This is a genomic window from Gammaproteobacteria bacterium (assembly GCA_011375345.1).
Classification (GTDB): Bacteria; Pseudomonadota; Gammaproteobacteria; order DRLM01; family DRLM01; genus DRLM01.
In genome coordinates, this window is sequence record DRLM01000158.1 from 17,337 (window position 1) to 30,674 (window position 13,338).

Below are 13,338 nucleotides of genomic sequence, written 5' to 3' on the forward strand. Positions count from 1 at the left end.
GGAAAACAGTAATTATATCCCGGGCGGCCGTCAAGAGACAGCGCCGGATGCGCTATACTCTGATGTCCCCCGCTCAAACGGAACAAGAAACGGAACTTTGGCACCATGCCCTATCTGTTGGTCCAGACCAATCAAAAAATCGCCCCGGCGGAGCAGGCGGCTGCGCTGGGCAAATTGTCCAAGATCACGGCGGAGTTGCTGGGAAAATCAGAACGCTATGTGATGGTGGCGCTGCAGCCGGACACACCGCTGCTGTTCGCCGGCGACTCCCGCCCCGTGGCCTACCTGGAACTCAAGAGCATCGGCCTGCCGGTGGAACGCACGGCAGAACTGTCCCAGGGCCTGTGCCAGGCGGTGGAAGACCTGCTGGGGGTGCCGGGCGAGCGCGTTTACATTGAGTTTGCCGATGCCGCCCGCCCCCTGTGGGGATGGAACGGGCGGACCTTCTGACACGCCGCGCCCCCCGCTTCAGGGGCTCAGATACGTGGTGAGAAAGTCCTGCGCCGTCTCCCAGGCAACGGCCGCCGCATTGTCGTCGTAGTGCGGGCTCAACGCATTGGCAAAGCCGCGGTCGGCATCCAGGCCCATGATAGTGAACTCCACCCGGGTTTTGGTCAGCCCGTCACGGAAGGCCGTCACCGCAGACACACTGAGCCGCGGGTCCTGCTCCGCCACCAACAGCAAAACAGGGGTGGCCAGACCCTGCACTTTATTGATATCGGTCTCCACCGCCGTGGGATAGTAAAGCACTGCTGCCGCCACCGCTGCGGAATCCGCCAGGGTGGCGGTCAGGGCCTGTTCCGCGCCCCAGTCCCAGCCCAGCAGCGCCAGCTTGCGCCCGGGGGCCTGCAAGGCCTTGATGGCCGCGGCGATGTCACTTTCCGCCCAGACATGATCGATGGCGTTCATGATGGAAGTGGCGTGCTGCCAGCTCCGGGCCCGGCGGCCGTCGTACAGATCAATGGCCAGGGCGCGGTAACCCTGCGCCGCCAGGCGGTCCGCCCAGGTGATGAGTTCGCGATTGAAGCCCAAGCGGTCGTGCAGCAGCAGCACCCCCACGGCCGCATCCTCCGGACCGGCCGCATAGGCGTCGAAATGAGTCCCGTAGGCCGTGGTCAGCGTGACCCACTCGCCAGCCGTTCCGGCAGCCGCTTCCTGCGCCTGGCCCAGCCCGGCCAGACTCCACAGTACACACACCGCCAACACCGCTCGATGCAACATTGTTCTCCCCCCAAAAGCCTGGTGACGAGAGACCTTACCACGGCCCTTTTTACGGCGCCAGCACCCGCTGCAGGGTCTGCCAGGGCGGGCGCTGCAACACGCCGCGAGTGCCCACCGCGCCGGCCAGCACCACCGCCAGGGCGCCGCCGCCCAGCCCCGCCAGCCACAACAGGGCATCCGCCTGGTAGCTGAATTTGAACACCTGTTCCGCCAGCACCGCCCCGATCAGCGCCGCCGCCGTGGCGGCCAGGCCGCCCGCCAGCGCCCCCACGGCAGCGAATTCCGCCACCATGGCCCCCTGCAGCACCCGCCGCGAGGCGCCCAGGGTGCGCAGCAGTGCCGTCTCCCGCAAGCGCTGGTCCAAGGTGGCCTGGAGGGCGGCGAACAAGACGGTGAGACCGGCCAGCAAGGTAAAACCAAACACATATTCCAGCGCCGTGCTCACCCGCGCGATCACCCGTCGCACCTGTTCGATGATGGCGGCCACATCGATCACCGTCACATTGGGGAAGGCAGCCACCAGACGGCCGAGAAAATCGTAATCTTCGAGGGGCAGGTAAAAACTGGTGATGTACGTGGCGGGAAAGCCGTCCAGGGCCCCGGGTGGTGCCAATACGAAGAAATTGGCCTGCATGCTGTCCCATTCCACCTTGCGCAGGCTGGCGACAGTGGCCGACCAGGGCTCGCCGGCAATCTCGAACGTCATCTCATCGCCCAGGTTCAGGCCCAGGGTCTTGGCCAGGCCCGCTTCCACGGAAACGAGAGGGCGGCCCGTATCGGCCCCGGTCCACCAGCGCCCCGCGGTGATGGTGTTGTCTTCCTTCAGCCCGGCCGCCCAGGACAGATTGAACTCCCGCGCCACCAGACGCCGGGCCTGCTCGCCGGCATAGCTTTCGGGGCTGACGGTAACGCTGTTCAGGGCCACGAAACGACCGCGGATCATGGGATAGAAACGGGGCCGCTCCCGTCCCCGGGCCACGAAGAAATCCCCCAGGGCCGCCACCTGCTGCGGCTGGATGTTCACCAAAAAGCGGTTGTGGGCATCCGGCGGCAGACTCTCCGCCCACGCCGCCATCAGTTCCACGCGCACCACCGCCAGCAGCAACAAGGCCATCAACCCCAGCCCCACGGCCACCACCTGCACCGTGGCGCTGGCGCCGCGGCGGGACATGTTCATCATCCCCAACCGCCAGGCGCCGTGCAGGCGCCGCCCCAGGGCGCGCAGCAAGCTGAGCAGCCCCAAGGCACTGAGCGCCAGCGCCGCCACAGTGGCCACCATACCCACCAGCACTGCCATGCCCAGGGTCATATCCCCCGCCTGCCACACCATGAGGGCAAACAGGACCAGCAAACCCAAAACATAGCTGCCGCGGGTGAGCAGCGGCGGGGCACCCAAATCGCGGCGCAGCACCCTGAGCGGCGATACCCGCCTGAGATGGAGCAGGGGCGGCAGGGCGCTGCCGAACAGGGTCACCAGGCCCACCCCCATTCCCGCCAGCACCGGCCAGGGCGAGGGGGGCGGCAAGGTGGTGGCCGCCAGGGCGCCCAGCACGTCCACCAGGGCCCAATGGGCCAGATAGCCCAGCACCACCCCCAGGCCGCTGGCCAGCAGCCCCAGCCACAAGAGCTGCCAGCCGTAAATGGCCAGGATCTGATCCTGCCCCGCCCCCAGGCAACGCAGCACAGCACAACTGTCCAGCCGCCGCAGGACAAAGCGGTGGGTGGCCACGGCGATGGCCACCCCGGCCAGGATCACGCTGACCAGGGCCGCCAGACCCAAAAACTGGCGGGCCCGGCTGAGGGCGGTGCGCATCTCGGGGCGGGCATCTTCCACTGACTCCAGCCGCTCCCCCGCCTCCAGCTGCGCCCCCACCTCGGCGCGAAAGGCCCGCACCGCCGCCTCCTCCCCCGCCACCAGGAAGCGGTATTGCACCCGGCTGCCGGGAACGACAAGCCCGGTGGCGGCGAGATCCGCCCGGGCAATCATCAGGCGCGGGGCGATGTTGAACAGGGCCCCGCCGCGGTCCGGCTCGTGGCTGAGTACCGCCGCCAGGGTAAAGCGGCTCTGGCCCACTTGCACCACCTCCCCCACCCGCACCCCCAGTTCCCCCACAAGACGGGCGTCGGCCCAGGCCGTGCCCGGCGCCGGCAGTGTGGTGGCAAGATGATCGGGGGCGAAGCGCGCCGGGGCGATGCGCAGCTCACCGCGCAGCGGATAGCCGGGGCTCACCGCCTTGATGTCCGCCAGCAAAACGCGCCCGCCCGCCCGCGCCATGCTCAAAAACGACACCGTCTCCGCCGTCCGCAGACCGTGGCGGCCCGCCAGTTCACCCCAGCTCTTCGCCGGGGGATGGCTGGCGCCCAGCACCACGTCGGCGCCCAGCAGGGCACTGGCCTGGTGCACCAGGGCCTGGCCGATGCGGTCGGTGAAAAAACTCACCGAGGCCACGCTGGCCACGGCGATCAGCAGCGCCACCGCCAGCACCTGCAACTCACCGGCGCGCCAGTCCCGCCGCAGCAGGCGCCAGGCGTAACGCGGCGCCTTCATGACAGGGCCCGCACGCGCCCGCTGTCCAGCTCCAGCCGGCGGGGGCAGCGCCGGGCCAGGCCGCTATCGTGGGTCACCAGCACCAGGGTGATGCCCTGTTCGCGGTTGAACTCGAACAACAAATCGACGATGCGCCCCCCCGTGCGGCTGTCCAGATTGCCGGTGGGCTCATCGGCGAACAAGACGCGGGGCCCGGCGGCGAAGGCGCGGGCGATGGCCACCCGCTGCTGCTCGCCCCCTGAGAGCTGGCTGGGATAGTGCTGCAGCCGCGCCGTCAGGCCCACCCGCTCCAGCCAATGGCGGGCGGCCGCTTCGGCCTCGCCGCGGCCGGCCAGTTCCAGCGGCAACATCACGTTTTCCAGGGCGCTGAGATTGGGCAACAGATGGAACGATTGAAAGACAAAACCCACCCGCTCGCCCCGCAGCCGGGCGCGGCCGTCCTCATCCAGGGTGGAAATGTCCACCCCGTCCAGCCACACGCGCCCGCCGGTGGGGCTGTCCAGCCCCGCCAGCAGGCCCAGCAGGGTGGACTTGCCCGCCCCCGAGGCGCCGACAATGGCCCAGGCCTCCCCCGCGAGGATGTTAAGATCAATGTCCTCCAACAAGGTCAACTCACCTTCCGGACTGATGACTCGTTTACACAAACGCTGGGCGCGCACCATGGAACGGGCGGGGGTATCCGTCATCGCGCTGTTCATCCTTTCGCTGGCGGCTGCGGCGGGCCAGGCGGCCCCGGAGAAAATCCTGATCGTGGGAGACAGTTTAAGCGCCGCCTACGGTCTTTCGCAAAAAGAGGGCTGGCCGGCCCTGCTGGCGCAACGGCTGGCGGCGGAAAAGCGGCCTTATGTCGTGGTCAACGCCAGCATCAGCGGCGAGACCAGCCACGGCGGCCGGCGCCGCATCGACGCCTTGCTGGCGCGCCACCGGCCCGCCGTTGTCATCATCGAACTGGGCGCCAACGACGGACTCCGAGGCCTGCCCCTCAGCGCCCTGGCGGACAACCTGGCCCACATGATCGAGCGCTCCCAGGCCGCCGGCGCCCGGGTTCTGCTGGTGGGCATGCTGCTGCCACCCAACTACGGCCCCCGCTACACCCAGGCCTTTCAGCGGATCTACCGCGACCTCGCCGCCCGCTACGGCACGGCGCTGACGCCGTTTTTGCTGGACGGCCTGGGAACCGGCTTCACCTGGTTTCAGCGGGACGGCTTACACCCCACGGCCGCGGCGCAACCGATGCTATTGGACAATGTCTGGCGGGAACTGAAGGGCTTGTTGAATTGACGCCGGACGCGCGCCCACCGCATTTAGTGATTCAAAACTTCCTCGCAACTGTTCAGCCTGCCTCTGTCGCGCCACGTCCCTATTGCAACGGGGGTGGAAATCAGTCCCGCAGAAACAGCGCGATGCACTCCACGTGGGTGGTGTGGGGAAACATGTCCATCACCCCGGCCCGGGCCAGCCGGTAGCCGTGGCCATGGACCAAGCCGGCAGCGTCGCGGGCGAAGGTGGCGGGGTTGCAGGAAACGTAAACGATGCGCTCGGCACCCAGCGCAGCGAGACGTTTGACCACTTCCAGGGCGCCGGTGCGTGGCGGGTCGAGCAGAATTTTGTCGAATCGCCGTTCGGCCCAGGGCCAGGGGGCGTCCGGCTCGCTCAGATCGGCGGCGTGGAAAACAGCATTGTCAATCCCGTTGCGGCGGGCGTTGTCGCGGGCGCGGGCCACCAATGCTGCATCGCCTTCCACGCCGATCACCTGGGCCGTGCGGCGGGCCAGGGGCAGCGTGAAATTGCCCAGCCCGCAGAAAAAATCCAAGACGTGATCCTCGGGATGAGGGGCCAACAGGCCCAAGGCGTGATCGATCATGGCGCGGTTGAGGTCGCCGTTCACCTGGGTGAAATCGGTGGGTAGAAACTCGAACTCGATCTCGTGTGCGGGCAAGCGGTAGCTCAGGGAGGCATTCAGTGGCCACAGCGGACGAACCGTACCGGGGCCGCCCGGCTGCAGGTAGATGAGAAAACCGTGAGTCTCACCAAAGGCGTGTAAACGGCCGAGATCCGCCTCGCTCAACGGGTCAAGATGGCGGAACACCAAGCCGACCGTGTCGTCCCCCGCCGCCACTTCAATTTGCGGGATGCGCGCATAGCCGTCCAGCCCGCCAATGAGTTCGCGCAAGGCCATAATGTTGGCCCCGACTTTGGGGTGCAGCACATCGCAGCGCTTGAGTTCCGCAAGGTAGGCGCTTTTCTTTTCCCTGAAACCCACCAGTAACGATGATTTTTTGATTACATATTTCACTCCCAGGCGCGCTTTGCGCCGGTAGCCCCAATGGGGACCGGTCAGCGGTGGCAGCCACGATTCCGGCGCGAGCCTTCCGATACGTTGCAGATTGTCCTGCAGCTGCCCGGCCTTGGTGCGAATCTGGGCATCCGCGGACAGGTGTTGCAGACTGCAACCGCCGCACATTCCGAAGTGCGGACAAGCGGGGGCGACACGGTCGGGGGAGGCGCGAAGAACCCCCCGGATCACGCCCTCGTCGTAATGTTTGCGTTGGAGTGTGTACGTGAACATCACCTCCTCCCCCGGCAAGGCGCCATCGATGAAGGTGGCCTTGCCTTCGATGTGGGCGACCCCGCGACCATCATGGGTCAGGGCTTCCACTTCCGCGCGTACGGGCTGGGTGGGAACGGGTTTGCGTTTGCGGCGGGGCATATTGGGTACTCAGAAAGGCCTGCACGCCTTGCGCGTGCAAGTTCACACCGAAAACCGGCAATGTATTATTAACCCGGCAATCAAACAGGTCGTCCTGACCTGTTTGATTGCCGCCCGCGAAATACGGGCGCCATTGTGCGAAATGGCTGGTATTTCGCGGGCTCGCATTGACTTGCGCCAATGGCGGCACATCCCTGTGCCGCGCCATTGACCCGACAATCCTAATTGCCGGGTTAATAAATCAGCGTCATTCAACTCCGCGTCTTTACGCCGGAAACACCCCGGTAGACAAATACCGGTCGCCCCGGTCGCAAATAATCACCACGATCACCGCATGGCGTACCTCTCTGGACAGGCGCAGCGCCGCGCTGACCGCGCCACCAGACGACACCCCGGCGAAAATACCCTCGCGCGCGGCCAGTTGACGGGTGGTCTCCTCCGCCTCGTCCTGGCCCACCTCCAGCACCCGGTCCACCCGGGCGGGCTCGTAGATTTTCGGCAGGTATTCCTCCGGCCAGCGGCGGATGCCGGGAATGGCGGCGCCTTCGGCGGGATGCACGCCGACAATCTGCACGTCGCTGTTTTGTTCCTTGAGATAGCGGGAGGTGCCCATGATGGTGCCGGTGGTGCCCATGGCGCTGACGAAATGGGTGATGCGCCCCGCTGTGTCGCGCCAGATTTCCGGGCCGGTGCCTTCGTAGTGGGCGCGGGGGTTGTCGGGATTGGCGAACTGATCCAGCACCTTGCCCTCGCCGCGGTTTTGCATGTCCAGGGCGAGATCGCGCGCGCCCTCCATGCCGTCATCCCTGGATACCAGGATAATCCCGGCGCCAAAGGCTTTCATTACCGCGCGCCGTTCCACGCTCATGGTCTCGGGCATGATGAGCTGCATGCGGTAGCCTTTGATGGCGGCGGCCATGGCCAGGGCGATGCCGGTGTTGCCGGAAGTGGCTTCGATCAAGGTATCGCCGGGCTGAATCTCACCGCGGGCCTCGGCGTGACGGATCATGGACAGGGCCGGCCGGTCCTTTACGGAACCGGCGGGGTTGTTGCCTTCCAGCTTGGCCAGCACCACATTGGTCGTGTCACCCGGCAGCCTCTGCAGGCGCACCAAGGGGGTATTGCCAACGAATTGCTCAATGGTGGGACAGCCGGTCATTACAAGTCCTTCGGCGTGCAGGCGACGGAACGCATGAATTCGGTAAACGGTTCCGCCAGCTGGGGATGCCGCAGGGCAAAGTCCACCGTGGCCTGCAAATAACCCAGTTTGCTGCCACAATCGTAGCGTTTGCCCTCGAACTGATAGGCCAGCACCGGTTCTTCTCTCAACAAGCGGGCGATGGCGTCGGTGAGCTGAATTTCGCCGCCGGCACCCCGTTCCGTGGTGGCCAGCAAATCGAAAATGCGCGGGGTGAGAATGTAACGCCCCACCACCGCCAGGTGCGACGGCGCCACCTCGGGCTTGGGTTTTTCCACGATCCCATTCAACCTTTCCAGACGCTTGGCGACCGGCTGCGCATCCACAATGCCATACTGCTCGGTCTGCGCGGGATCGACCTCTTCCACCCCCAGCACACTGCAACGATGGTAAGCGTGCACCTCCTTCATTTGTTCCAGACACACCTGCCTGCCATCATCAACATCAATGAGATCGTCCGCCAGGATAACCGCAAAGGGTTCATGGCCCACCACCGGCCGGGCGCACAGCACCGCATGCCCCAAACCCAAAGCCTCCGCCTGGCGAACATAGATGCAGGACACGCCTTCGGGGACCACTTCGCGGACGATCTTCAGCAGTTCCTGCTTTCCCGCCCGCTCCAGCTTGTCTTCCAATTCGTAATTCTTGTCAAAATAGTCTTCGATGGCGCGCTTGCTGCTGCTGGTGACAAAAATCAGTTCTTTGATGCCGGCCGCGATGGCTTCTTCCGCCGCATACTGAATGAGCGGTTTGTCAACAATAGGCAGCATTTCCTTGGGATTGGCCTTGGTGGCCGGCAAAAAGCGCGTGCCCATGCCCGCGACGGGGAAGACGGCTTTGCGTAGCGTGAAACTCATGAATAACACCTGATTGCGTTTTGGAAGGACGGCGCGAAAAATCCGGGACTATTCAAAGACCTGGGGCAAACTTCGAATACTCCCGCCGCTACAGCGCATTATAGCGGAACTGCGTCCAGGGCGGGTGGGAGAAACCGTTTTTCAGGCAAGGCCGCCGCAAACCACGTATGCGGCAGCCGGCGTTGAAAAAGGCCAGGAAGACCTTTTTCAACATCTTGCTGGGGGAATCGAGCGAAAACATGGGAGAGCGAGGACAGATTGTCGCAATGTAACGAAAAATCGCGGCCACCCAGGACCGCTCTCCCCGTTTTGCAGCCGATTCATCCCAAACCCGACTGGCTCCCAGCACGGCGTCCCCAATTTCCCATCAGCGCGAGCACGCCGCCGAGCAACAGCAGCGCGGACGCGGGCGGTTCGGCGACGGTAGCGGCAGCGCTGAAATTCGGCGCACCCGGCGTCCCTTTGTTGTCAGCATTGTAATAAGTCGTGGCGGCCACCCAGTTGGCCGGGTCGTTGTTGTCCAGACCAAGGCTGACCAGCATAGCGGAAACGCCGTCACCCCCGGGGAAACTGCTGTCATACACCACGCGATCGATTTCCGTGCCCAGATCATCGAACAGCAGCAGTTCATCGTCACCGTTGGCCAATACAAACTGGTTGCCGTACACATAGTCAAAAACCAACCCCCCGTTGGTGGCCGTGTCACCGTTGCGACCCAACAGCGCGTAACTGGACGGGCCAACCACGACAGAACTGCCTATGGTGTGACTATTGGAACCCAGATCAGCAATGGACCATTGATACAAATCGACCGGGGTGGAACCGGCGTTGTACACCTCAAACCACTCCCCCAAGGCATCGGAACCCGAGGGATTGCGCATGAACTCGGTAATGATGAGGGCGGAATGGGCAGCTTGGGGCAGGAAAGCAAGCAGAAATCCAGCAGAAAAAAACCAGTTCAACGGTGTATTCCGATACATCGTTCACCCTCCCTGTTTTTTATTTGAATTATTGAGATTGGGTGACAATTAGCCTACCGCAGACATCCCGGCGGGGCAAGCAGTGCCAAAACGTTTTTAGTTCTTTAAATTCATACACATAAAAATATTATAATATTCAAATATGCTGATTTTCGGCCAGTTTATCAACCTGGCGATTATAATTGCCGGGTCAATGGCGCGACACAGGGATGTGCCGCCATCGGCGCCACCCCGTGGGCGCCTGCGAACTTCCCACCATGTCGCCGCATGGCAAAGCGGATTTTGCAGGTGTCCGCCAAACAATTCAGGACGAGCTGTTTGACTGCCGAGTTAATAGCTCGATATCCGACGCCTAAACCGGCAGCCGGACCACATTGTCCGCCGCCGGTGCAACCTTGCCCGCCGGCGCCTCACTCATTTCAGGCACCAGTTCCCGCAGCAGCATCTGCAACGCCCCCTCATCGTACTTGCTGCAAGCGTCCTGCAGGGCATCCAACAGCTGATTCAAACGACCCCAGTCAGTCACAGATGACTGGGCCAGGAGAATTTTCTCGTGAGTGGTTTTACCCAGGACCTCGTGCTCATAAAACAGTTCTTCGTACAATTTTTCACCCGGCCGCAAACCGGTGTACGTGATATTGATATCCTTCCCCGGCACCTTGCCGGACAGCCGGATGAGCTGCTCCGCCAGATAGCTGATTTTCACCGGCTCCCCCATGTCCAGCACGAATATCTCCCCACCCCTGCCCATTGCCGCCGCCTGCATGATGAGCTGGCACGCTTCGGGAATGGTCATAAAAAAACGGCTGATATCGGGGTCGGTCACCGTCACCGGCCCGCCTTCGGCGATTTGCTGTTGAAACAAAGGCACGACGCTGCCGGCGGAACCCAGCACATTGCCGAAGCGCACGGTGATAAAGCGCGTATTCGAGCGACGGTTCAAAGCCTGGCAGAACAATTCCGCCACCCGCTTGCTGGCGCCCATGACATTGGTCGGATTGACGACTTTGTCGGTGGAAATCAGCACAAAGGTGCTGCAAGCAAAACGGTCGGCGGCCATGGCCAACACTTTGGTCCCCACCACATTGTTGCGCAAGGCTTCGCGCGGCTGCCTTTCCAGCAGGGGGACATGTTTGTAAGCCGCCGCGTGGAAAATCACATTCGGCCGATGTTGATCCATCACCCGCTCCACCGCGGCGGTGTCCGCCACATCTCCCAAACAGGAATGCAATATGAGCCTGGGAAAATCCCGGCGCAACTCCAGTTCGATGCGGTACAAATTAAACTCAGAGCGCTCAAAAATGACCAGCCTGGCCGGCCCCAAACCCGCCACCTGACGGCACAGCTCGGCGCCGATGGAACCACCGCCACCGCTGACCAGCACGGTTTTCCCCGCCAACCCGGCGCTGATCCTTTTCCAATCCAGCGACACCGGGTCGCGGCCCAGCAGGTCATCAATGGCCACCTCGCGCAATTCGCTGATGCTGGCCCGGCCTGAGACCATGTCCTGCAACCGCGGCAGCGTCCGGAACGGCACATCAATGCGCTCGCACAAGCTGACGATGCGCTGCATTTGCCTGCCCGACGCCGAGGGCATGGCGATAACCACCGCATCCGCTTCCACATCCTCCACCACCCGGGCCACGTCCTCGATGGAGCCCAGAATGGGGATACCGTGGATCTTGGCGCCTTTGAGCTTGGGCTGATCATCCAAAAACCCCACGGGCGAATACTCACCGTCGCGGTGCATATCCCGCGCAAGCATTTCACCGGCCCGGCCGGCGCCGAGTATGAGCACCCGTTTACGCTCCGTCGGCTTGCCCAGGGTCATGCGGTGATCTTTCCACATGCGGTAAATCACCCGGGGCCCGCCGAGCAAAAACACCAAAAACATGGGATAAAAGACCAGGCTTGAGCGGGGAATGCCGTCCAGCCGGTTGATCAGAAACAAGGCAATCGCTGCGGCCAACGTGCCCAACATCACGGCCCGCAGGATGTTCCAAAGGTCGGGAATACTGGCAAAGCGCCACACGCCACGGTACAAACCGAAACGCCACAACACCAGGCCCTGCGCCAAAATCATCACAGGCAGACTCTGCGCCAACACCCACCATTCCGTGGGCGTAAAGACAAAGTTGTACCGAATGCTGAACGCCAGCACCCAGGCCAGCATCACCATGAACAAATCATGCAACACAATGCCGGTCCGGCGCGTCATCTCGGATATCACGAATCTACCTTCCCTACTGATTCAGCAGCATACTGCTTTTGGATCTTCCGCCAGGCCCACCAGCCGACAGCAGCAAGAACAAGCACCAGCGGAAACATCAACCACGGCCAAAACACGGCCAAAGCGGCGCTGGGAAACAGGACAAGCAACACAATCAGCATGACCGCGACACTCACCCGCGCGTGGGACCAACCCATTTGGGTCAAACGCTGATAGGCGTGACTGCGGTGAGGCGCGTACCAGGGCTCGCCCTTGACCACACGGTGCACGAGGGTAAAGGTAGCATCCAAGATAAATATTGCCAGCAACATGCCCCAGATAGGAACCGGCAAGGCACCAAGATTATCGCCGGCCAGCGCCAAAACCGCGAAACTATACCCCAACAGACCGCTGCCCACATCCCCCATGAACAAGCGGGCCGGCGACCAGTTCCACACCAAAAACCCGGTGCTGGCCGCCGCCAGACCGGCTGCCACCACGGCGAGCCCCGGCGCACCCACCCACCATAGCAGCACGGCACCACCCAGGCCGGCGACCACCGCCTGCCCGCCTGCCAGACCGTCGATGCCATCCATGAAGTTATAAAGATTAGTGAGCCAGACAATGCCCAGCACTGCCAGAACGCTGCCCCAAGCCCCCAAAGGAATCACCGCCACCCCGATATTCAAAGCGGAATACCCCCCGAGGCACCACACCGCCCATACGGCCGCCAGCCCGTGCACCGTGGCACGCCACCGCGCCGGGATATGCGAATGGTCGTCGGCCCAACCGATGGCGGCCACCAACAGCCCGCCGCCAAGCAGGGCCGCGGCAACGGCGGAGGGAGTGCTGCCCCGCCCGGCCAAGTACGCCACCGCGATAAAAAACGCCACCGCGATGGCCACCCCACCCCCCCGCGGCGTGGGCCGATGGTGGGAACTGCGGTCGTTGGGAACATCCATCAGCCCCCGCTGCAAGGCATACCTCCGAACGCCACCCGCCAGCACCGCGGTCAATCCGGCCACACCGCCCACCACCCACACCCACTGGGCTGCCGACAGGCCGGCCTCAGCCATCCGATGCCTCGTCCCGCCCGTAATAGTGCCCGACCGTTGCGCGCAAACCCTGTTCCTGGGTGTAAGGCGGCGACCACCCGAGTTCATCTTTTACTGCTGAGATATCCACCGCCAGGGATCCCACCAGACGCTCCATCATGTCCTGCCTGCCCACCAGCTTGCCCGCAAGCCGCAACAAGGGCACGGGCACGGGAAACAAGCGCACCGGGCGGCCCAAGGCCCGGCCCATGCGGCGCAGTAATTCAGGGGTGGAGAGATCCTCGTTGTCACTCACCAGATAGATTTGACCGGCCGCATGCGGCACCGTAGCGCACAGGCAAATGACATGGGCCAGATTTTCCACAAAGATCATGCTGCGGCGATTGTTCACACTGGCAAACGGCAACGGCAAACCCCGCTCCACGGCTTGCAGCAACGCCAGATAATTGCGACCGCCGCCGGGGCCGTACACCAGCGGCGGCCTGATCACCACCAGCTCCAAACCGCTGTCCCCGGCGATGCGGCACAAGGCCGCCTCCGCCTCCCATTTACTTTCGCCA

General features: G+C 63.5%; 12 protein-coding genes. 2 read left to right on the forward strand and 10 right to left on the reverse strand.

The window, feature by feature from the left end:
* Positions 1 to 105: 105 nt before the first annotated feature.
* A complete protein-coding gene (locus tag ENJ19_12210) occupies positions 106 to 450 on the forward strand; it encodes a hypothetical protein (protein HHM06484.1) in 345 nt (114 codons plus the stop codon).
* 18 nt (positions 451 to 468) lie between these two features.
* Here ENJ19_12210 and ENJ19_12215 read toward each other — a convergent pair whose 3' ends face one another.
* From ENJ19_12215 to ENJ19_12225, 3 genes are read right to left on the reverse strand one after another with little or no spacing between them, the layout of a single operon-like run.
* Positions 469 to 1,398 carry a hypothetical protein gene (locus tag ENJ19_12215; GenBank protein HHM06485.1) on the reverse strand — a complete coding sequence of 310 codons (930 nt, stop codon included), beginning with the start codon at positions 1,396 to 1,398 and terminating at the stop codon, positions 469 to 471.
* Complete coding sequence (locus ENJ19_12220) at positions 1,271 to 3,769, reverse strand: FtsX-like permease family protein (protein HHM06486.1); 2,499 nt, start codon at positions 3,767 to 3,769, stop codon at positions 1,271 to 1,273. The genes ENJ19_12215 and ENJ19_12220 overlap by 128 nt, the downstream gene beginning before the upstream one ends.
* Positions 3,766 to 4,455, reverse strand: coding sequence for an ATP-binding cassette domain-containing protein (locus ENJ19_12225; protein HHM06487.1), 690 nt, complete (start codon positions 4,453 to 4,455; stop codon positions 3,766 to 3,768). Before ENJ19_12225 ends, ENJ19_12220 begins: the two co-directional genes overlap by 4 nt.
* On the opposite strand from ENJ19_12225, the gene ENJ19_12230 reads away from it, so the two are divergent.
* Entirely contained in the window at positions 4,430 to 5,050 is a 621-nt protein-coding gene (locus ENJ19_12230; protein HHM06488.1) for an arylesterase, read from the forward strand. The two genes, ENJ19_12225 and ENJ19_12230, sit on opposite strands and share 26 nt — an antisense overlap.
* A gap of 100 nt (positions 5,051 to 5,150) precedes the next feature.
* Here ENJ19_12230 and rlmD read toward each other — a convergent pair whose 3' ends face one another.
* From rlmD to ENJ19_12265, 7 genes are all read right to left on the reverse strand, one after another.
* A complete protein-coding gene (rlmD, locus tag ENJ19_12235) occupies positions 5,151 to 6,479 on the reverse strand; it encodes a 23S rRNA (uracil(1939)-C(5))-methyltransferase RlmD (GenBank protein ID HHM06489.1) in 1,329 nt (442 codons plus the stop codon).
* Between the two features lie 265 nt (positions 6,480 to 6,744).
* Complete coding sequence (cysM, locus tag ENJ19_12240) at positions 6,745 to 7,638, reverse strand: cysteine synthase CysM (GenBank protein HHM06490.1); 894 nt, start codon at positions 7,636 to 7,638, stop codon at positions 6,745 to 6,747.
* The gene (gene galU, locus ENJ19_12245; GenBank protein HHM06491.1) at positions 7,638 to 8,534 is read right to left on the reverse strand and encodes a UTP--glucose-1-phosphate uridylyltransferase GalU; all 897 of its coding nucleotides are present in this window, start codon (positions 8,532 to 8,534) and stop codon (positions 7,638 to 7,640) included. Before galU ends, cysM begins: the two co-directional genes overlap by 1 nt.
* 320 nt (positions 8,535 to 8,854) lie before the next feature.
* Complete coding sequence (locus ENJ19_12250) at positions 8,855 to 9,514, reverse strand: lamin tail domain-containing protein (GenBank protein HHM06492.1); 660 nt, start codon at positions 9,512 to 9,514, stop codon at positions 8,855 to 8,857.
* 352 nt (positions 9,515 to 9,866) lie between these two features.
* Entirely contained in the window at positions 9,867 to 11,732 is a 1,866-nt protein-coding gene (locus ENJ19_12255) for a polysaccharide biosynthesis protein (protein ID HHM06493.1), read from the reverse strand.
* Positions 11,733 to 11,740: 8 nt separating this feature from the next.
* Positions 11,741 to 12,799, reverse strand: coding sequence for a glycosyltransferase family 4 protein (locus tag ENJ19_12260; GenBank protein ID HHM06494.1), 1,059 nt, complete (start codon positions 12,797 to 12,799; stop codon positions 11,741 to 11,743).
* The coding region (locus ENJ19_12265; protein ID HHM06495.1) for a hypothetical protein at positions 12,792 to 13,338 on the reverse strand (547 nt) is incomplete at its 5' end. The genes ENJ19_12265 and ENJ19_12260, both read right to left, overlap by 8 nt.